The following is a 19,737-nucleotide window of genomic DNA, read 5'->3' as shown; positions in this document are numbered from 1 at the left end:
CCCCCATGCTCCTCATCAACCTCCGGCACGAGGAGGCCCGGCCGCTATTCGAAGAGGGACGTGGGCCCGGTGCCGTGACGGAGGATCTCGGGTTCGCCCTGCGAGAAGTCCACGACGGTGGTCGGGGTGGCGCCGCACTCGCCGGAGTCGATGACGGCGTCCACCGCGTGGTCCAGCGTCTCCTTGATCTCCCAGCCCTGCGTCATCGGCTCGGACTCGTCGGGCAGCAGCAGCGTGCTCGACAGCAGGGGCTCGCCGAGCTCGGCCAGCAGCGCCTGGGTGACCACGTGATCGGGGATCCGGACGCCGACCGTCTTCTTGCGGGGGTGCAGCAGCCGCCGCGGCACCTCCTTGGTCGCGGGCAGGATGAACGTGTAGCCGCCGGGGGTGGCCGCTTTGATCAGGCGGAAGACCGTCTTGTTCACCAGCACGAACTGGCCGAACTGGGCGAAGTCCCGGCACACCAGAGTGAAGTGGTGGTCGTCGCCCAGGCGGCGGATCTCCCTGATCCGGTCGATGCCGTTCTTGTTGCCCAGCCGGCACCCCAGGGCGTAGCCCGAGTCCGTCGGGTAGGCGATGAGCCCGTCCGCGTGCAACAGGTCGACGACCTGGCCGATCAGGCGGGGCTGGGGATTGTCCGGATGCACGTCCAAGTACTTCGCCACACCCTGGATCCTAGGAGCGGGCGGGGCATGACCTGACGCGGGGCGCCGGGCGGACGGGGGTCAGACCGCGGCGAGCTGGCGGGAGCGGGTGTCGGCCTCGTCCTCCCAGGCGAGCTGCTTGCGCAGGTGGACGGTGGTGCCGCGGCCGGGTGTGATCCCGAACGAGATCTCGTCGACCACCGAGCGCATGATCAGCAGCCCGCGGCCGTTCTCGGTGTCGGGGGGCGGGAAGCGCAGGGGCATGGACGGCAGGCCGCCGCCGTTGTCGGCCACGCGGACGTCGCAGCGGCCGTAGCCGATCGACGCGGACACCTCGTAACGGTTGGCGGGGCCTCCGTGCCGGACCGCGTTGGAGCAGGCCTCGGAGACAGCGAGCAGCATGTCGGCGATGCACGACTCGCTGACGTTCAGCGAACGCATCGCATCGCCAAGCACTCGCCTCACCATCGGGATGCCGATAGCATCCCGTGGCAGTGCCAACGAGAACTCAATGTCCACCGGACTCCTCCGGGCTCCGGAATGTCACCTGGAGTAGGTTTCCCCGTGAAATCGGGGCTAACCGCAAAATCACGCGGTTGTTATTTACTGTTGGCATGCCCGTGGCATTGTGGTACGCCGGAATCCGGCTTTATCCACGTCAGAGCACATGTGAAATGTGCTGTCCTACTGTTCCACTCTGACCGTGAAGTCCTCGATCACGGTGTTGGCCAAGAGCGTCTCGGCCATCTTTCGGACGTCCGCAATGGCCGCCTCGTCGGCCGGGCCGTCGAGCTCCAGCTCGAAGCGCTTGCCCTGGCGTACGGCCGACACGCCGGAGAAGCCCAGCCGGGGCAGCGCGCGGGCGACGGCCTGGCCCTGGGGGTCGAGGATCTCGGGCTTCAGCATCACGTCAACGATCACGCGCGCCACTGCGTTCCTCCTGGGTAAGGCGGGGTTGGCAAACCACAGCCTACCGGCGCGTGTTCGCCCCCGTGACGCGGGGAACGGGGAGACCATGGGGCTTGCGCGAAGGGCTGTGACGTCTGCCACGATGGCCGTAAGCGCGTACGAACCACCACCACATGGTCGGACGCACCAAAGGCCGGTCATTGGTGGCAAACCCATCGAATCCGGCCCTGACCGCACAGGAGTGGCACGTGACCATCGACGCCTCTCGTGGTGCCGAAGCACCCCCTGAGCTCGTCCAGCTACTCACCCCTGAGGGCGAGCGGATCCAGCACCCCGACTACGACATCGACCTGACACCGGAAGAGGTCAGGTCCCTCTACCGCGACTTGGTCCTCGTCAGACGCGTCGACCTGGAGGCCGTCGCCCTGCAGCGGCAGGGCGAGCTGGGCATCTGGGCCTCGCTCCTCGGGCAGGAGGCCGCGCAGATCGGCTCGGGCCGCGCGCTGACCGACTCCGACATGGCCTTCCCCACCTACCGCGAGCACGGCGTGGCCTGGTGCCGCGACGTCGACCCGATCAAGCTGCTGGGCCTGTTCCGCGGCGTCAACAACGGCGGATGGGACCCCAAGGAGCACAACTTCCACCTCTACACGATCGTCATCGGCAGCCAGACGCTGCACGCCGTCGGCTACGCCATGGGCATCCAGCGCGACGACGCCGCGGCCGCCACGATCGTCTACTTCGGCGACGGCGCCACCTCCCAGGGCGACGTGAACGAGTCCTTCATCTGGGCCAGCGTGTTCAACGCGCCCATCGTGTTCTTCTGCCAGAACAACCAGTGGGCCATCTCCGAGCCGCTGGAGAGGCAGACCCGCATCCCCCTCTACCGCAGGGCCTCCGGGTTCGGCTTCCCCGGCGTTCGGGTCGACGGCAACGACGTCTTCGCCTGCCTGGCCGTCACCCGCCAGGCGCTCAAGAACGCCCGCGAGGGCCAGGGCCCCACGCTCATCGAGGCGTTCACGTACCGGATGGGCGCCCACACCACGACCGACGACCCCACCCGCTACCGCGTGGCCGGCGAGCTGGAGGCGTGGAAGCTGAAGGACCCGATCGAGCGCGTCAAGGCCTACCTGTTCAAGAACGAGCTGGCCGACCAGGCGTTCCTCGACGGCGTCGAGGCCGAGGCCGACCAGCTCGGCGCCGACCTGCGCCGGCGCTGCCTGGCGCTGCCCGATCCCGAGCCGCTGGCCATCTTCGACCACGTGTACGCCGAGCCGCACGCGCTGATCGACGAGGAGCGCGCCCAGTTCGCCGCGTACCTGGAGGGGTTCGAGAGATGACCGTGATGAGCCTGTCCAAGGCGCTCAACGAGGGCATGCGCAAGGCCATGGAGGACGACCCCAAGGTCCTCATCATGGGCGAGGACGTCGGCAAGCTCGGCGGCGTGTTCCGGGTGACCGACGGCCTGCAGAAGGACTTCGGCGAGGACCGGGTGATCGACACGCCGCTGGCCGAGTCCGGCATCATCGGCACCGCGATCGGGCTGGCGCTGCGCGGTTACCGGCCGGTGTGCGAGATCCAGTTCGACGGGTTCGTGTTCCCGGCCGCCGACCAGATCATCACCCAGCTGGCCAAGATGCCGATGCGCTCGCTCGGCGCGATCAAGCTGCCGGTGGTCGTGCGGATCCCGTGCGGCGGCGGCATCGGCGCGGTCGAGCACCACAGCGAGTCGCCCGAGGCGTACTTCACGCACACCGCCGGGCTGCGCGTGGTGGCCTGCTCCAACCCCGCCGACGCCTACTCGATGATCCAGCAGGCGATCCGCAGCGACGACCCGGTGATCTTCTTCGAGCCGAAGCGGCGCTACTGGGAGAAGGCCGACGTCGACACCGCCGACACCGGCTGGTGGACCCCCATGGACCGGGGCCTGGTGGTGCGCCCCGGCACCGACGTGACGCTGCTCACCCACGGCCCGATGGTCAAGACCTGCCTGGAGGCCGCCCGGGCCGCCGAGGAGGAGGGCCGCTCCCTGGAGGTCGTCGACCTGCGCTCGCTCAACCCGCTCGACCAGCCGCTGGTGATGGAGTCCGTACGCAAGACAGGCCGGGCCGTCGTCGTGCACGAGGCGCCGGTGAACCAGGGGCTCGGCGCCGAGCTGGCCGCGCGGATCACCGAACAGTGCTTCTACCACCTGGAGTCGCCGGTGCTGCGGGTCGGCGGCTTCTCCACCCCCTATCCGCCGTCCAAGCTGGAGGAGCACTACCTCCCCGACCTGGACCGGGTGCTCGACGCCGTCGACCGCGCCTTCGCGTACTGACAGGGGGGTTGTGCAGATGAGACGCGAGTTCCGGCTCCCCGACGTCGGCGAGGGCCTGACGGAGGCGGAGATCGTCCGCTGGCACGTCCGGCCGGGCGACGAGGTGAAGGTCAACCAGATCGTCGTCGAGATCGAGACGGCCAAGTCCATCGTGGAGCTGCCCATCCCGTGGGACGGCGTGGTGACGGACCTGCTGGCGGAGGAGGGGCAGACGGTGGACGTCGGCGTCCCCGTCATCGCCGTCGACACGCTGGAGGAAGGCGGCGCCCTCCAGGAGGCCGGGGAAGGCAGGGAGGAAGCCGACGCCCAGGAGGCGCTGGCGGAGGACCTCGTCCCCAACCCGCCCGAGGAGGGCGCGGTCGAACCCGGCGCCCACGGCAGCCCCGCCCCCAAGGAGAAGCGCCAGGCGGTCCTGGTGGGCTACGGGGTCAAGGCCGGCGCCACCAGACGCCGCCCCCGCAAGACCTCCGCCCCCGCGACGATCCCGTCCCCGCCGGTGGCCGACCCCGCGAGGACCGCCGCGCAGGGCGAGCCCGCCGTGGCCGGCCCGCGGGCCCCCGCGACGCCGGCCCGGGTGGCGGCGCTGGCCAAGCCGCCCGTGCGGAAGCTGGCCAAGGACCTGAGGGTGGACCTGACCACCCTCACCGGCACCGGTCCGCAGGGCTCCATCACCCGGGAGGACGTGCACGCGGCCGCCGAGGGGGTCCGTGAGGCGCCCCGCGAGGCTCAGCTCCGCGAGGCTCCCCTCCAGGAGGAGGAGCGCGTCCCCGTCAAGGGCGTGCGCAGGATGACCGCCCAGGCCATGGTCGGCAGCGCCTTCACCGCTCCGCACGTCACCGAGTTCCTCCAGGTGGACGTGACCGAGACGATGGCCGCCGTCCGCCGCCTGCGCGAGATGCCCGACTTCGCCGAGGTCAAGGTCTCGCCGCTGCTGCTGGTGGCCAAGGCCGTCCTGGTGGCGGCGGCCCGCCACCCGATGATCAACTCGACCTGGGACGAGGAGAGCCAGGAGATCGTGGTCAAGCGCTACGTGAACCTGGGCATCGCCGCCGCCACCCCACGCGGGCTGCTCGTCCCCAACGTCAAGAACGCCCACCGGCTCACCCTTCCCGAGCTGGCCCGCGCGCTCGGCGAGCTCGCGGAGACGGCGCGGGCGGGCCGCACCCAACCGGCGGAGATGGCCGGCGGCACGATCACGATCACCAACGTCGGCGTGTTCGGCGTCGACACCGGCACGCCGATCCTGAACCCGGGCGAGAGCGCCATCCTCGCCTTCGGTCAGGTGCGTGACCTGCCCTGGGTGGTCGACGGCGAGCTGGCGGTGCGCAAGGTGACGACGCTGGCCGTCTCCTTCGACCACCGGGTGGTGGACGGCGAGCTGGGCTCGAAGTTCCTGCGCGACGTCGGCGCCATGCTGGAGGACCCGCTCCGCATGCTCGCCTGGAGCTGACCCCGGGTCCGGACCCGCCGCGGCCGTCTGCCGGGCCGCGGCGGACCGGGCCTGATCAGGTCGATAGGGTGCGGCCATGATTCGTCACGTGGTGCTTTTCACCTGGTCACCCGAGGCCACCGAGGAGCAGAAGGCCGCGGTCGCGGCCGAGCTGAGCGCGCTTCCCGGCCAGATCCCGCAGATCCGCTCCTACGCGTTCGGCCCCGACGCCGGCATCAACACCGGCAACCACGACTTCGCCGTCGTGGCCGACTTCGACGACGAGGACGCCTACACGGCCTATCGCGACCATCCGGCACACCAGGCGGTGATCGCCGACCACATCAGACCGATCCTGGCGAGCCGGGCCGCCGTGCAGTACGCCTGTTAGACCTCGGGCGGGTTGTTCTCGCGGTGCATCAGCCGGTTCTCGGAGGTGCTGCCGCGCCTGGGCGCCAGCACGAGGCTCAGCACGACGCCCACCCCGCCCACGATCATGAAGATGAGACCGATGACGTCCATGTGGACGCTGTCGCCGAACACGTCGGGCTCGATCGCGAACCTCAGGATGGCGCCGAGCGTGAGGAAGAAGATGCTGACCCCGACACCCATGACGGCCTCCATTGGCAAACAGTCCGTACGCCCACGGTCATACCCGAGTATGGACGATCACTACCGCGCCTGAGAACGCCGGACGCCCGCTCCGCGTACGGAACGGGCGTCCGGGTGGTGCGTCCGGACCGGGATCCGCTAGAAGGCGTCCTCCTGCAGCTCCATGACCTGCAGGCCGGTGGCGTCGAGGATGCGCCGCTCGGCGGCCAGGCGCGGCAGCACGGTCTGGGCGAAGAACCCGGCCGCGGCCACCTTGCCCTGGTAGAACGGGTCCTCGCCGTCCGCCAGCTTGGCCAGGGCCACCTCGGCCTGGCGCAGCAGCAGCCAGCCGATGACCAGGTCGCCCAGCGCGAGCAGGAACCTGGTGGTGTTCAGGCCGACCTTGTAGACCTCCTCCGGCTTGTCCATCGAGCCGATCGCCCAGGCCGCCATGGTGTCGCCCATGGCCTTGACGTCGGCCGCGGCCTCGACGAGCAGCTTGCGCTCCTCCTTGAGCCGGCCGTTGCCGGCCTCGGAGGAGGCGAACGCGTTGATCTCGGCGATCAGCTTGCCGATGGCGGAGCCCTGGTTGCGCAGGATCTTGCGGAAGAACAGGTCCAGGCCCTGGATCGCGGTCGTGCCCTCGTACAGGGAGTCGATCTTCGCGTCCCTGATGTACTGCTCGATCGGGTAGTCCTGGAGGTAGCCGGAGCCGCCGAGGGTCTGCAGCGAGCGCGACAGCATCTCGTACGAGCGCTCGGAGCCGACGCCCTTGACGACGGGCAGCAGCAGGTCGTTCATCTCCTGCGCGTGCCGGTCGTCCGGGTCGATCTGCACGGCGTCCTGGAAGGTGGCCGTGTAGAGCACCAGCGCCCGCATGCCCTCGGCGTACGTCTTCTGCAGCATCAGCTCGCGGCGCACGTCCGGGTGGTGGATGACGGTGACCCGGGGGGCCGTCTTGTCGGCCTGACGGGTCAGGTCGGCGCCCTGCACGCGGGTCTTGGCGTACTCCAGGGCGTTGAGGTAGCCGGTGGACAGGGTCGCGATGGCCTTGGTGCCGACCATCATGCGGGCGTGCTCGATGACCATGAACATCTGCTTGATGCCCTCGTGCACCTCGCCGACCAGCCAGCCGATCGCCGGGTGCTTCTCGCCGAAGGTGAGCTCGCAGGTGGTGGAGACCTTCAGGCCCATCTTCTTCTCGACGTTGGTCACGTACGCGCCGTTGCGCTCGCCGAGCTCGCCGGTCTCCAGGTCGACGTGGTACTTCGGCACCAGGAACATCGACAGGCCCTTGGTGCCGGGCCCGTGGCCCTCGGGCCTGGCCAGGACCAGGTGGAAGATGTTCTCCGTCATGTCGTGCTCGGCGCTGGTGATGAAGCGCTTGACGCCCTCGATGTGCCAGGTGCCGTCAGGCTGCTGGACGGCCTTGGCGCGGCCGGCGCCGACGTCGGAGCCCGCATCGGGCTCGGTGAGCACCATGGTGGCGCCCCAGTTGCGCTCGATGGCCATTTCGGCGAAGCGCTTCTGCTCGGGGGTGCCGAGCTTCCACAGCGTGTAGGCGAAGCTGGGCCCGGCCGCGTACATGTAGACCGCAGGGTTGGCGCCGAGCACCAGCTCGGCCGTCGCCCAGGCGAGCGAGCGCGGCACGCCGGGGCCGCCCAGGTCCTGCGGCAGGTCGAGGTGGGCCCAGCCGCCGTCGATCATGGCCTGGTACGACTTCTTGAAGCCGTCGGGCAGGGTCACCGACCCGGTCGCGGGATCGAACACGGGCGGGTGGCGGTCACCCTCCTCGAACGAGTCGGCCAGCACCGTGGTGGACAGCCGGTTGACTTCTTCCAGGAGGCCGCGTGCGACGTCCTCGTCGATCTCCGCGTAGGGACCGCTGCCGAGGATCTCGCGTCGCCCGAAGACTTCGAAGAGGTTGAATTCGAGGTCACGCAGGTTGCTCTTGTAGTGGCCCATGGGTGCAGCTCTCCTTGAACCCGGTGCGTCATGTACTGGCCAGTAACCTTACCGGGAATGCTACCCGCGGGTAACCACTGCCATGCATGGCATGCTCGACTCCATGGACGCCGAAGAGCTCGCCGCGCTCTGGCGGGAGCGCCTGGAATCCTGGGCCATCCCGGAGGAGATCCTGGCCGCCGCGCCGGCCGACCCCTGGTCCTATCCGCTGGCGCGCTTCACCACCCGGACCGACCAGGCGCTGGCCCGGCCCGACGAGGGCCCCACGCTGACCCGGACGGCCGAGGCGCTGCCCGGCGGAGGCACGCTGCTGGACGTCGGCTCCGGCCCGGGGGCCGCGTCCCTGCCGCTGCACGCGCGGATCGGTCACCTGTACGCGGTCGACACCTCGGGCGAGATGCTGGAGGAGCTGGCGGCCCGCGCCGACAAGCTGGGCGTGCCTGTCACCACGGTCACGGGCCGCTGGCCCGACGTGGCCGGAGCCGTGCCCGAGGTCGACGTGGCCGTCGCCGCCCACGTGGTCTACAACGTGCCCGACCTCGACCGCTTCCTGCTCGCCCTGGCAGGGCGCAGCCGCGGCCGGGTGGTGCTGGAACTGCCCAACCGCCACCCGATGAGCTGGCTCGCGCCGCTGTGGGAGCACTTCCACGACCTCGTGCGGCCGGTGCGGCCCATCGCCGAGGACTGCGTGGCGCTGGCCGCCGCACTCGGCTTCGACGTCCACGTCGAGGAGCGGGAGTCCCCGCTGGAGCGGTTCGGCTCGCTGGAGGAGCTGGCGGCCAGCGCCTGCCACCGCCTCTGCCTGGACCCGTCCCGGGCCCAGGAGGTCGGGCGGACGGCGCTGGAGCTCGGCATGTGGCCGCTGCCCCGCGACCGCTGGGTCACCATCTGGTGGGACCGGCCGGTTTGACGGGCTCGTCGGTGCCGAGATTGGGTGGACGAATGATCGAGATCCAGTGCGTGACCGTCGACTGCGCCGATCCGTACACCCTCGCCACGTGGTGGGGCCAGGCGCTCGGCCTGCCGCTCGGCGAGGGCGACAAGCCGGGTGACGAGGAGGTGATGCTGCGCACGGAGGGCTACCCGTTCCTGCTGTTCATCCGCGTTCCGGAGGGCAAGTCGGTGAAGAACCGGCTGCACCTCGACGTCAGCGCCACCCCCGGGAGCACCCGCGAGCAGGAGGTCGAACGGCTGCTCGAACTCGGCGCGAGGCTGCACGCCGACCACCGCGTCGCCGGCGGCGCGGGCTGGGTCACGATGCTCGACCCGGAGGGCAACGAGTTCTGCGTGTGCCGCAGCCAGGCCGAGCGCGAGGCGTGACAGGTCACCGGGTCACGGCGCGGCCCTTCACGGTCAGGGTCAGGATGCCCGCGATGACGTACACCAGCAGGCCGTGCCACAGGGCGTCGAAGCCGGCGCCGAACACGCCCTCACCGTCGAAGATGAGCTGCACCGGATAGTCGAGCACCGCGGCGAGGCCGGCCGGCATCAGCGCGAACCTCCACGGATGGCGCAGCCCCCACTGCCGCGCCTGCCGGGTCACGCGGTCGCCCTCGTGCGGCTTGGCCACCGCCCCGATGGCGGCGATCAACGTGAACAGGGCGACGCCGAGGCCGAGCGCCCAGCTGAGGTCGCCGCCTCCGGTGATCAGCCCGACGCCGAAGCCGGCCGCGGCGACCGCGCCGCCGCCGATGGCGGCTGCCTTCCACGGGGCCCCGCGCAGCGCCGCGCCTGCCAGAGAGACTTCATCGCGTCGCGTGATTTCGTTCATGTCCTCAGCGTGCCTGGACGTGTCCCTTGCCCACATCGGGGATGCACCTGATTTCGACCCTGGTACGAAGTTCTTGGGAAGATGCGGCCCATGGATGAAGTCATGATCGAGCGGTTCGGCGCGGACGAGTGGGAGCGGCTCAAGACGGTCCGGTTGCGGGCGTTGCGGGACGCGCCGGACGCGTTCGGGTCCTCGTACGAACGGGAGAGCGGGTTCACTCCCGAGACCTGGGCCGAGCGGCTGACCGGGTCCTGGTGGCGGGTGGCCGTGCTGGAGGGCCGCGACGTGGGGCTGGTCTGCGTGCGGATCGAGGAGGGCAGGGCCCATCTGCTGGCCATGTGGGTGGCGCCGGAGGCCAGGAACCGCGGCGTCGGCTCGCGGCTGGTGGACGCGGCGGTGGAGCGGGCCCGGCAGGCCGGCGTGGAGGAGGTCGAGCTGTGGTGCGTCGACCACAACACGGCCGCCCGTGCGCTCTACACGGCCAAGGGGTTCACACCCAGCGGCAGGACCATGGGCCTGCCGTCGAACCCGGAGATCCCGGAGTCCCACTACCTGCTGTCGCTGCTCTTCCGCGCCGCCCGCAGGGACGACGTGCCCGCGATCGTGGCGATGCTGGCCGACGACCCGCTGGGGGCCCGGCGCGAGGGTGACCCCGCCGACCCGCGCTACCTGGCGGCGTTCGAGCGGATCGACGCCGACCCGTACGACGAGCTGATCGTCGCCGAGCGCGAGGGCAAGGTGATCGGCACGATGCAGCTGACCTACCTGGCCGGGCTGTCACGGCTGGGCGCGGAACGCTGCCAGATCGAGGCGGTCAGGGTCGCCGCCCCGGCCCGCGGGCAGGGCCTGGGCCGCAGGATGATCCAGTGGGGGATCGACCGGGCGCGCGCCCGCGGCTGCGCGATGGTGCAGCTCACCTCGGACAAGTCGCGCGCCGACGCGCACCGCTTCTACGACTCGCTCGGCTTCACCGCCTCGCACGAGGGCTACAAGCTCGCGTTGAGCTGATCGAGCATCCACCTGCACCACTCGGCCCGGTGCCGCTCGTACCCGAGCCCGCAGCGCAGCGCCGCGTAGTTGCCCCAGCGCGGGTCCCCGAACGCGGGCGGCCCGCCGATGGCCTCCTCCTCCCGCGCGTACTCGACCAGCCGGGCCTCGTGCCGGGCGAGCTGGTCGGCGAACAGCCGGCGCAGCGCCGCCGGGTCGGCGAGCCCGGCGGCGTACGTCTTGAGCACCAGTTCGTCGCGTTCGGGCCGCTCGCGCGGCGGTTCGGTGATCCACGTGCGCAGCGCGGCGGTGCCGTCGCCGGTCAGGCGGTAGATCTTCTTGTCCTGCGGCCCCGGGCCGGCTTCCTTCTCGTACGTCACCAGGTCGGCGGCCAGCAGCTTCTGCAGCTCGGCGTGGATCTGGCTGTGGCCGGCCGTCCAGAAGTAGGAGACCGGCCGGCGCATGGAGGCGGCGATGTCGTACCCGGTGCGCTCGCCGCGGGCCAGCACGGCGAGGATCGCGAATCCCAGCGTTGAGGTCATGGTCCCCCCAGGGTATTGTCCCAGGGGCTATGTCACTTCAGACATAGTGCTGATGGAGAGGGGGCGGCCATGCGCGCGATCGCGGGCTCGGTGGTACTCGTACTGGCACTGACCGCTTGCGGGGGCACGGTCGGCGCCGCGCCGCCCGCGACCACGCCCACCCCGTCGCCTACCCCGACCCCTACGCCCACCCCCACGCCCACCCCCACGAAGGCCAAGGCCAAGGGGCCGAACGTGAGCGGCTGCTACACCCGCGACGACGGCGAGATCTTCACCTACGGCGACGACGACCTGCCGGGCGTCATCACCGGCGACGGCGCGACCGCCGTGGTGATCTCCTACGAGAACAACGGCAACGTGTGCACGTGGCGCCCGCTCTCCGACCGGCTGGTCGCCGCCGGCTACCGGGTGCTGCTCTACGCCAGGAAGTTCGACGCCGCCCCCGAGGACACCGCGCTCGCGATGGCCCGCAGGCTCGCCAAGAAGGGCGCCGAGCGGGTGTTCTTCGCCGGCGGCTCGATCGGCGCCACCACCGCGGTCCCGGCCGCGACGAGGTTCGGCGACCGCGCGGCCGGCGTCGTCGCCCTGTCCGGCGCCGTCGACGCCGAGGACGCCGCCCGGCTCACCGTGCCGCTGCTGCAGATCGGCAGCGAGAACGACACCTACGGCGGCGCGCAGGACCTCCAGGAGGCCCACGACGCCGCCACCCGCGCCCCCGACCGGCAGCTCCACGTCATCCGGGGCGAGAGCACGCACGCCTCGGAGCTGTTCCGCAGCTCCTACAGCGGCGAGGTCATCGACCGGATCATCGCGTTCATGGACCGGCACAAGGGATGAGCTCCACCCGGTTGTCGTGATAGACCGCGCCCCTGCCCAGGTCGGCGTCGCGCTCCTCGACCACCGCGTTGGCGTTCGCGCCGCCCGGGCTGAGCTTGGGCCAGCGGCCCTTGGGCGAGGCCACCACGCCGGGCGCCACCCGGTCGCTGACCTCCACGTCGGCCAGGAACTCGCCGAAGGCGTTGCGCACCCGCACGCGCTGCCCGTCCGTCAGCCCGCGCGCCGCCGCGTCGGCCGGGTTGACCAGCACCACCGGGTCCTTGGCCCGCCGTAGCAGCTCGGGATTGTTGCCGAACGTGGTGTTGAGGAACGTGTGCGCCGCCGGGGTGATCAGCACCAGCCCGTCGTCGGTCAGGGAGGAGCGCGGCGGCACGTACGCCTTGCCCCGCGGCGGGAAGCGCATCCGTCCGGAGCCGGTGGGGAAGCCCTCGGCGAACGGGGCGAAGGGCGTGGGGTAGTTCAGCCGCGCCCAGCCCTCCTTGCGCAGCCGGTCGAGCGTGACGCCCTCCAGCGACGGGTGACCGCTCGACAGCAGCTCCTCGGCCAGCTCCAGGTCCGAGGCGAACAGCGACGGCTCGGTCATCCCCAGGTGCGCGGCCAGCCGCCGGAACGTCTCGGTCGTCGACAGGCACTCGCCGGGCGGCGCCGTGGCGGGCTCGTTCCACAGCAGGTAGAGATGCCCGTAACCGGCGTGCAGGTCGAGGTGCTCGGTCTGCATGGTGGCGGGCAGCACGATGTCGGCGTAGTCGACGGTGTCGGTCGGGAACTGCTCCATGACCACCGTGAACAGGTCCTCCCGGGCCAGGCCCGCCCGCACCGCGTTTCCGTCGGAGGTCGAGCCCGCCGGATTGGCCGCGTAGACCCACAGGCACTTGACCGAGTCCGGGTTCGCCAGCTCCGAGCCGAGCCGGGTCATGGCGAGCGTGCGGACCGGGCCGGGCAGCAGGTCGTCGCGGGTGTCGATGGAGAGGTGCACGTGGCCGCTGGTCGAGTAGGCCACCCCGCCGCCGGGGTGGCGCCAGTCGCCGGTCACGGCGGGGATCGAGGCGATCGTGCGCAGGGCGGTGCCGCCGCCCGCGTGCCGCTGGATGCCCATGGTGGCGCGGATCGCGGTGGGGCGGGTGCGCGCCAGCCTCGTCCCCAGCCTGTGGATGGCCTCGGCCGGGATGCCGGTGATCTCCGCGGCCCGCTCCGGCGGACACTCCAGGATCTCCGCCCGGAAGTCCTCCCAGCCCTCGGTGTGCGCGGCCAGGAACTCCTCGTCCTGGGCGCCCTCCGCCAGCACCACGTGCAGCAGGCCGAGGGCGAGCGCCGCGTCGGTGCCGGGGCGGATCGCCAGATGCTCGTCCGCCTGGTCGGCCGTACGGGTGCGGATCGGGTCGACGGCCACCACGTACGCGCCGTCGGCCCGCGCGTCCTGGATGAACTTCCACAGGTGGTGGCCGCTGGTGAGGGTGTTCGTGCCCCACAGCAGGATCAGCCTGGCCAGCGCGAAGTTCTCCGGGTCCATGCCGCCGGGGGTGCCGTTGGTCAGCCTCAGCCCGGTGTTGCCGGCGGTCGAGCAGATGTTCAGCCAGTGCCGGGACGCGCCCAGCATGTTCCAGAACCGCCGTCCCGCCACGCCCTCGCAGCCCTGGAGGTAACCGAGCGACCCGGTGCCGAGGTAGGGCCAGATCGCCTGGCCGCCGTGCTCCTCGACGATGCCGCGCAGCCGTACGGAGATCTCCTCCAGCGCCTCGTCCCAGCTGATGCGCTCGAACCGCCCCGCCCCCTTAGGGCCCACCCGCCGCAGCGGGTACAGGATGCGGTCGGCGGACCGGGAATGCTCCAGATAGCGGTTCACCTTTACGCAGAGCGCGCCACGGGTGTAAGGATGGTCCGGATTGCCGCGCATGGAGACGGCCTCGCCGTCGCGCACGGTGACCACCCAGGAACACGTGTCAGGACAATCGAGCGGACAGGCGCCCAGTACCCTCAAATCACCTGGCATAAGTCAAAGCCTACGGGCAGGAGGCTCGCTGCCCGGTGCGCACGTTCACGTGACGATTGGGACACTAGGGCCGCAGGAACGCGCGCTCTCGCGTGGAAGGTGCAGAATCGCTGTCGGTGGCCGAAATCAAGAAACCCGAGGATGCGGAGGGACCCCCTCACGGGAACCCGCCCGCCACACAGGCGCGCGCCGAGCCCCACGTGCACGTGGTGGAGCCACTGCTGCCACAGCGCCTGCGCCGCCCGTCCGACCTGCTGCGCCTGCTCGTCACGCTGGCCGCGCTGGGCGCGGTGATCCTGCTGGCCCTGGTCGCCAAGCAGACCCTGTACGGGCTGGAACGGGACGTCACCGAGGGCACCACCCTGGTCCCGCTGCTCAGCCGGGTCGCCACGTTCATCGGCGGCGCCGCCGTGCTGATCGTCCCGGTCGCCTTCGCCGTGGAGCGCGTCTTCCACCGTGACGGCCTGCGCGTCGCCGAGGGCTTGATCGCCGCCATCGTCGGCATGGTCGGCGCGTTCCTGATCGGCCAGTGGCTGATCGCGGGCAACGCCGACGACCTCAGCCAGCTGCTCACCGGCGGCCGCGACATCGAGCCGCTCAACACGCTGCTCACGTCCGTCCTCGCCTACACCACCGCGGTCCGCGTCTCACGCCGTCCCACCTGGCGGGCGCTCATGTGGACGGTGATCGCCCTCTACATCCTCGCCCTCTACTCCGGCAGGCAGATCACGCTGCCGGGGGCCATCGTCACCGTCCTGGTCGGCATGGCCATCGGCTTCGCCACCCTGTACGGCATCGGCAGCCCCAACACCAGGCCGCCGGGGAGCGCGGTGCTCGCGGCGCTGCGCAAGCTGTCGTTCAAGCCGGTGTCGGCCCGCCGCATCGAGGACGACCACCAGGGCAGCCGCCGCTACGCCGTCGGGCTCGCCGACGGCGCCCGGCTCGACGTCACCGTCCTCGACCGCGACCGTCAGGTGGCGGGCCTGCCGTACCGGCTGTGGCGGCGCTTCCGGCTCAGCACCGAGACCAGGCGAAAAGCCATCCGCTCGCTCCGCGCCGAGCTGGAACGCGAGGCGCTGATGGCCTACGCCGCCCAGGCGGCGGGAGCCAGCACGCCGCGGCTGCTCGGCACCAGCGAGATCGGCACCGAGGCCGCGCTGCTCGCCTACGAGCACATCGACACCAGACCGCTCGACGAGGTGCCCAGCGAGGAGATCGACGACGACCTCCTCCACCAGATCTGGGAACAGGTGTCGCTGCTGCAGATCCAGCGGCTCGCGCACCGGCGGCTCACGGGCGAGGGCATCCACCTCGACACGGCCGGCCGGGTCGTGCTCACCGACGCCCGCAGCGGCGAGATCGCCGCCGGCGACCTGCTGCTCCGGCTCGACATCGCCCAGCTCCTGGTCTACCTGGCGCTGCGCGTCGGCCCGGCCCGGGCGGTCCGCACGGCCAACGCGGTCATGGGGACGGAGTCGCTGGCCGGGGCCATGCCGCTGCTGCAGCGCATCGCGCTGACCCGCGAGACCCGCTCGGCCCTGGCCAAGGACAAGAACCTCCTCGGCGGCATCCGCGAACAGATCGTCGCACTCGAACCCGAGGTCACGGTCGAGGAGATCCGGCTGGAGCGGTTCCGGCCGCGCACCCTGGTCACCATCATCGCCAGCGCGCTCGCCGCCTACTTCCTGCTCTCCCAGCTCAGCAAGGTCAACCTGGTGGAGGTCGTCGTCCAGGCCAACTGGGCCTGGTCGGTGCTGGCGCTGGCCGCCTCGTTCGTCAGCTTCGTGGCCGCCGCGGTCATGCTCAGGGGCTTCGTGCCCGACTCGCTGCCGCTGTGGCGGACCACGCTCGCGCAGTTCGCGGCCTCGTTCGTGAAGCTCGTCGCGCCCGCCGCGGTCGGCGGCGTCGCCATCAACACCCGCTACCTGCAGAAGCGCGGGATCGCGCCGGCCCTCGCGGTGGCCAGCGTCGGCGCCTCACAGCTCGTCATGTTCGCCTTCCACATCGCGCTGCTGCTGCTGTTCGCCTACATCACCGGATCCAACACCGCCAGCACGTTCACCCCGTCACGCGGCCTGGTCGTCGCCCTGCTGGCGGTCGCCCTGCTGGTCGTGGTGCTGATGGGGGTGCCGCCGCTGCGCCGGCTGGTGACCCGGCGGATGCGGCGGCTTTTCTCCAACGTGCTGCCGCGGCTGCTGGACGTGCTCCAGTCGCCGCGCAAGCTGATCGAGGGCTCGATCGGCACGCTCATGATCACGCTCACGTTCGTGCTCTGCCTGTACGCGTGCGTGCACGCCTTCAACTGGGAGATCGGCTTCACCACCGTCGCGGTCGTCTACCTCACGGCCAACGCCATCGGCTCGGCCGCGCCCACGCCTGGCGGCCTGGGCGCGGTCGAACTGTCGCTCACGGCGGGCCTGACCGTGGCCGGGGTGCCCGCCGAGCTGGCCACGTCGGCGGTTCTGCTCTACCGGCTGCTCACGTTCTGGCTGCCGGTGCTCCCCGGCTGGGCGGCGTTCACCTACCTCCAGCGGCACGAGGCGCTGTGATCGCGTCGATCGCCTTCAGCTCGTCCTCGGTGAACGCCGGGCCCTCGACGCACGCCACGTTGTCCTCCAGCTGCCTGACGCTGCTCGCGCCGATCAGCACGCTCGTCACCCGCGGGTCCCTGAGCGTCCACGACAGCGCCATCTGAGCCGGCGTCTGACCCCGCTCCGCGGCCAGCTCGTTCAACCGGCCGGCCAGCTCGGTGTCGATCCGGTCGGCGCTGAGGAACCGGCTGGTGGCCGCCCGCGAGTCGGCCGGCACTCCCTTCAGGTAGCGGTCGGTCAGCAGGCCCTGCGCCAGCGGCGAGTACACGATGCAGCCCATGCCCGCCTCCTCCAGCACGTCCAGCAGCCCGTCCTCGATCCACCGGTTGATCATCGAGTAGGACGGCTGGTGGATGAGGAGCGGCGTGCCCAGCTCCCGCATGATCCTGGCCGCCTGCGCGGTCTTCTCCGCCGAGTAGTTGGAGATGCCCGCGTACAGCGCCTTGCCCGAGCGCACCGCCCGGTCCAGCGCCCCCATCGTCTCCTCCAGCGGCGTGTCGGGGTCCGGCCGGTGGCTGTAGAAGACGTCGACGTACTCCAGGCCCATCCGCGCCAGCGACTGGTCCAGGCTGGCCAGCAGGTACTTGCGCGAGCCCCACTCGCCGTACGGGCCTGGCCACATGTCATAGCCGGCCTTGGTCGAGATGATCAGCTCGTCCCGGTACGGCGCGAAGTCCTGCCGGAAGACCCGGCCGAAGTTCCGCTCCGCGGACCCGTACGGCACGCCGTAGTTGTTGGCCAGGTCGAAGTGCGTCACCCCGAGGTCGAAGGCGCGGCGCAGGATCGCCCGCGAGGTGGCCAGGGGACGGTCGTCGCCGAAGTTGTGCCAGAGGCCCAGCGACACCGCCGGCAGCTTGAGCCCGCTGCGTCCGCTGCGGTTGTACGGCTGCCGCTCGTAGCGCGCCGGGTCGGCGAGATAGGTCACGCGGTGCCCCTCTCGATCATCCACGCCAGCGCGAACGCCTCCTCCCGCCAGGCGTCGTAGCGCCCGCTGCGCCCGCCGTGGCCCGCGCCCATCTCCGTCTTCAGCAGGAACGGCCCCCCTGCGGCGGTCGCGCGCAGCCGCGCGATCCACTTCGCCGGCTCGTGGTAGAGCACCCGGGTGTCGTTCAGGCTGGTGATCGCGAGAATGGGCGGGTACGTCCTGCCGTCCACGTTCTCGTACGGCGTGTAGCCCTTCATGTAGGCGTACACCTCGGGATCGTGCAGCGGGTCGCCCCATTCGTCCCACTCGATCACGGTCAGCGGCAGCGACGGGTCGAGGATGGTGTTGAGCGCGTCCACGAACGGCACCTCGGCCACCACGCCCGCGAACTCCTCCGGCGCCAGGTTCACCGCCGCGCCCATGAGCAGCCCTCCCGCCGAGCCGCCGCGGGCGATCACCTTCGAGCTCCAGCCCGACCGCTTCATGTGCCGGGCCGCCGCCACGAAGTCGGTGAACGTGTTCTTCTTCCTGGTGAGCTTGCCGTCCTCGTACCACTGACGGCCCATCTCGCCGCCGCCGCGCACGTGCGCCACGGAGAACACGAACCCCCGGTCCAGGATCGACAGCCGCGGCACCGAGAACGACGGGTCGATCGACGTCTCGTAGCTGCCGTAGCCGTAGAGCACCGTCGGCGCCGGGAGCGTGCAGTCCTTGCGCTTGACGATCGAGATCGGGACCTTGGTGCCGTCCTCGGCCGTGGCCCACTCGCGGAACTGCTCGTAGTCGTCCGAGTCGTAGCCGCCGAGCACCGGCCGCCGCTTCAACAGGATCAGGTCCCTGCTGGCCAGGTCGTAGTCGTAGACGCTGGGCGGGGTGACCATGCTGGTGTAGCCCAGCCTGAGCCGGTTCGTCACGAACTCCGGGTTCCCCGCCGGCGACACGTCGTACAGCGGCTCGGGGAACTCGATCTCATACGGAGGCTCGCCGTTGTGCGGCAGCACGCGCAGGCCGGTCAGCCCGTCACGGCGCAGATGGAGCACGGCGTGCCCGGAGAACGCCTCGATCTCCAGCAGGCGGGTGTCGTCGCGGTGCGGGATCAGCGGCGTCCACGAGCCAGGGTCGTCGAGCGGCGCGGTGGCCAGCTCGAAGTTGCGCGCGTTCTCGTTGTGCAGCACGTAGAAGAAGTCGCCGGCGTGCTCGACGCCGTACTCGACGCCGGTCTTCCTGGGCCGCACCAGCCGGAACTCGCCGGACGGCGTGGCCGCGTCCAGGATGCGCACCTCGCTGGTGATCTTGCTGCCGGCTCCCAGCACCAGGTAGCGCTCGCTCCGGGTCAGCCCGACGCCCACCCAGAACCGCTCGTCGTCCTCCTGGTAGACGAGCGTGTCCTCGCCGGTGCCCAGGGTGTGCCGGTAGACCTGGTAGGGCCGCCAGGCGTCGTCCACCCGGGTGTAGAAGAACGTCGAGCCGTCGGCCGACCAGGCGCCGCCGTAGAAGATGCCCTCGATCTCGTCGGGCAGTTGCTCGCCGGTCCGCAGGTCCTTGAACCGCAGGGTGAACCGTTCGTCGCCGCTGTAGTTCGTCGAGTAGGCCAGCATCGTGCCGTCGGGAGACACCGAGCTGGTGCCCATGGCGAAGAACGGGCCGTCACCGGCCAGCTCGTTGCCGTCGACGATGACCTGCTCGTTCTCCAGGCGTTCGCCGGGGGTGATGTCGGGAGGGGTCTCGCTGTCCGCGGGCACCCGGCACGACACCGCGTACTGCTTGCCCTCCTCGGTGCGCGTGTAGTACCACCACGCGCCCTTGCGGCTCGGCACCGTCAGGTCGGTCTCCTGGGTGCGGTTCTTGATCTCCAGGAACAGCTTGTCGCGCAGTTCCGTCAGGTGAGAGGTCTCCTGCTCCAGGTAGGCGTTCTCGGCCTCCAGGTAGGAGATCGTGTCGGGGTCGTCCTTGCCGGCCAGCCACGCGTACTCGTCGATCACGGTGTCGCCGTGATGGACGCGCTCGGCCGGGATCTTCTTCGCCACAGGCGGATTGCTGCTCACGTGGGGAGTCTATGGTCGGCCGTGATCGTTTTGTGGCCTGCCGGGGCGGGCGAGGGCGGCTTGAGCACTCCGGGGCGCTGCTAATCTTATGGAGCCGGCGCGGTCCGGCGACATTTCTCCACTTTTCAGAGATTCGAGTCAATTTGACACGGATTCGAGAGGGTGCGAGGATAGAAGAGAAATGAAACGCCCCG

Annotated in this window: 19 protein-coding genes and 1 pseudogene; 10 read left to right on the top strand and 10 right to left on the bottom strand. The window is 70.6% G+C overall.

Going from position 1 to position 19,737, the window contains the following annotated elements; all coding sequences use genetic code 11:
• Window positions 1-44: 44 nt before the first annotated feature.
• The 3 genes from ACQEUU_RS00100 to purS form a co-directional block, all read right to left on the bottom strand.
• A complete protein-coding gene (locus tag ACQEUU_RS00100; RefSeq protein WP_433058488.1) occupies window positions 45-665 on the bottom strand; it encodes an L-threonylcarbamoyladenylate synthase in 621 nt (206 codons plus the stop codon).
• A 60-nt stretch (window positions 666-725) separates the two neighbouring features.
• Window positions 726-1,112, bottom strand: a complete 387-nt coding sequence (locus tag ACQEUU_RS00095; RefSeq protein WP_433058485.1) for an ATP-binding protein — start codon at window positions 1,110-1,112, stop codon at window positions 726-728.
• A 216-nt stretch (window positions 1,113-1,328) separates the two neighbouring features.
• Entirely contained in the window at window positions 1,329-1,574 is a 246-nt protein-coding gene (purS, locus tag ACQEUU_RS00090) for a phosphoribosylformylglycinamidine synthase subunit PurS (RefSeq protein ID WP_270154519.1), read from the bottom strand.
• Between the two features lie 227 nt (window positions 1,575-1,801).
• On the opposite strand from purS, the gene pdhA reads away from it, so the two are divergent.
• The 4 genes from pdhA to ACQEUU_RS00070 all read left to right on the top strand — a co-directional run bounded on the left by pdhA (window position 1,802) and on the right by ACQEUU_RS00070 (window position 5,690).
• Window positions 1,802-2,893 (top strand): pyruvate dehydrogenase (acetyl-transferring) E1 component subunit alpha, encoded by a 1,092-nt coding sequence (pdhA, locus tag ACQEUU_RS00085; protein ID WP_433058482.1) that lies wholly within the window; start codon window positions 1,802-1,804, stop codon window positions 2,891-2,893.
• Window positions 2,890-3,870, top strand: coding sequence for an alpha-ketoacid dehydrogenase subunit beta (locus ACQEUU_RS00080; protein WP_433058479.1), 981 nt, complete (start codon window positions 2,890-2,892; stop codon window positions 3,868-3,870). Before pdhA ends, ACQEUU_RS00080 begins: the two co-directional genes overlap by 4 nt.
• Window positions 3,871-3,886: 16 nt before the next feature.
• Window positions 3,887-5,320, top strand: coding sequence for a dihydrolipoamide acetyltransferase family protein (locus ACQEUU_RS00075; RefSeq protein ID WP_433058476.1), 1,434 nt, complete (start codon window positions 3,887-3,889; stop codon window positions 5,318-5,320).
• A 76-nt stretch (window positions 5,321-5,396) separates the two neighbouring features.
• Entirely contained in the window at window positions 5,397-5,690 is a 294-nt protein-coding gene (locus ACQEUU_RS00070; protein WP_433058473.1) for a Dabb family protein, read from the top strand.
• On the opposite strand, the gene ACQEUU_RS00065 is transcribed toward ACQEUU_RS00070, so the two are convergent.
• Both ACQEUU_RS00065 and ACQEUU_RS00060 read right to left on the bottom strand, forming a co-directional pair.
• Complete coding sequence (locus ACQEUU_RS00065; protein WP_270158895.1) at window positions 5,687-5,911, bottom strand: hypothetical protein; 225 nt, start codon at window positions 5,909-5,911, stop codon at window positions 5,687-5,689. The genes ACQEUU_RS00070 and ACQEUU_RS00065 overlap by 4 nt on opposite strands.
• 138 nt (window positions 5,912-6,049) lie before the next feature.
• Window positions 6,050-7,855, bottom strand: coding sequence for an acyl-CoA dehydrogenase (locus tag ACQEUU_RS00060; protein WP_433058470.1), 1,806 nt, complete (start codon window positions 7,853-7,855; stop codon window positions 6,050-6,052).
• 91 nt (window positions 7,856-7,946) lie between these two features.
• Here ACQEUU_RS00060 and ACQEUU_RS00055 point away from each other — a divergent pair, with 91 nt between their 5' ends.
• Both ACQEUU_RS00055 and ACQEUU_RS00050 read left to right on the top strand, forming a co-directional pair.
• The gene (locus ACQEUU_RS00055; RefSeq protein WP_433058467.1) at window positions 7,947-8,765 is read left to right on the top strand and encodes a class I SAM-dependent methyltransferase; all 819 of its coding nucleotides are present in this window, start codon (window positions 7,947-7,949) and stop codon (window positions 8,763-8,765) included.
• Between the two features lie 32 nt (window positions 8,766-8,797).
• Window positions 8,798-9,175: a VOC family protein gene (locus ACQEUU_RS00050; RefSeq protein ID WP_433058464.1), complete on the top strand. Its 378-nt coding sequence runs from the start codon at window positions 8,798-8,800 to the stop codon at window positions 9,173-9,175.
• A 4-nt stretch (window positions 9,176-9,179) separates the two neighbouring features.
• Here the strand turns inward: ACQEUU_RS00050 and ACQEUU_RS00045 are convergent, their stop codons facing one another.
• Window positions 9,180-9,626, bottom strand: coding sequence for a hypothetical protein (locus ACQEUU_RS00045; RefSeq protein ID WP_433058461.1), 447 nt, complete (start codon window positions 9,624-9,626; stop codon window positions 9,180-9,182).
• 81 nt (window positions 9,627-9,707) lie between these two features.
• Here ACQEUU_RS00045 and ACQEUU_RS00040 point away from each other — a divergent pair.
• Both ACQEUU_RS00040 and ACQEUU_RS00035 read left to right on the top strand, forming a co-directional pair.
• Window positions 9,708-10,121, top strand: a pseudogene (locus tag ACQEUU_RS00040) (GNAT family N-acetyltransferase); the annotation flags it as partial.
• A 114-nt stretch (window positions 10,122-10,235) separates the two neighbouring features.
• Window positions 10,236-10,634, top strand: coding sequence for a GNAT family N-acetyltransferase (locus tag ACQEUU_RS00035; RefSeq protein ID WP_433071681.1), 399 nt, complete (start codon window positions 10,236-10,238; stop codon window positions 10,632-10,634).
• On the opposite strand, the gene ACQEUU_RS00030 is transcribed toward ACQEUU_RS00035, so the two are convergent.
• The gene (locus tag ACQEUU_RS00030) at window positions 10,613-11,155 is read right to left on the bottom strand and encodes a PadR family transcriptional regulator (RefSeq protein ID WP_433058458.1); all 543 of its coding nucleotides are present in this window, start codon (window positions 11,153-11,155) and stop codon (window positions 10,613-10,615) included. The two genes, ACQEUU_RS00035 and ACQEUU_RS00030, sit on opposite strands and share 22 nt — an antisense overlap.
• A gap of 69 nt (window positions 11,156-11,224) precedes the next feature.
• On the opposite strand from ACQEUU_RS00030, the gene ACQEUU_RS00025 reads away from it, so the two are divergent.
• A complete protein-coding gene (locus ACQEUU_RS00025; protein WP_433058455.1) occupies window positions 11,225-11,992 on the top strand; it encodes an alpha/beta hydrolase in 768 nt (255 codons plus the stop codon).
• Here ACQEUU_RS00025 and ACQEUU_RS00020 read toward each other — a convergent pair.
• Window positions 11,970-13,982: a molybdopterin-containing oxidoreductase family protein gene (locus ACQEUU_RS00020; RefSeq protein ID WP_433058452.1), complete on the bottom strand. Its 2,013-nt coding sequence runs from the start codon at window positions 13,980-13,982 to the stop codon at window positions 11,970-11,972. The two genes, ACQEUU_RS00025 and ACQEUU_RS00020, sit on opposite strands and share 23 nt — an antisense overlap.
• Window positions 13,983-14,098: 116 nt before the next feature.
• Here ACQEUU_RS00020 and ACQEUU_RS00015 point away from each other — a divergent pair, with 116 nt between their 5' ends.
• A complete protein-coding gene (locus ACQEUU_RS00015) occupies window positions 14,099-16,531 on the top strand; it encodes a flippase-like domain-containing protein (RefSeq protein ID WP_433058450.1) in 2,433 nt (810 codons plus the stop codon).
• Here the strand turns inward: ACQEUU_RS00015 and mgrA are convergent.
• Window positions 16,500-17,498 (bottom strand): L-glyceraldehyde 3-phosphate reductase, encoded by a 999-nt coding sequence (gene mgrA / locus ACQEUU_RS00010; RefSeq protein WP_433058448.1) that lies wholly within the window; start codon window positions 17,496-17,498, stop codon window positions 16,500-16,502. The genes ACQEUU_RS00015 and mgrA overlap by 32 nt on opposite strands.
• Entirely contained in the window at window positions 17,495-19,543 is a 2,049-nt protein-coding gene (locus tag ACQEUU_RS00005) for a S9 family peptidase (RefSeq protein ID WP_433058445.1), read from the bottom strand. Before ACQEUU_RS00005 ends, mgrA begins: the two co-directional genes overlap by 4 nt.
• Window positions 19,544-19,737: the final 194 nt, after the last annotated feature.

Source organism: Nonomuraea sp. CA-218870 (genome assembly GCF_050936535.1).
Lineage (GTDB): Bacteria > Actinomycetota > Actinomycetes > Streptosporangiales > Streptosporangiaceae > Nonomuraea > Nonomuraea corallina.
The sequence above is the reverse complement of the archived record's forward strand: the minus strand, read 5'-3'. Positions and strand labels throughout refer to the sequence as shown.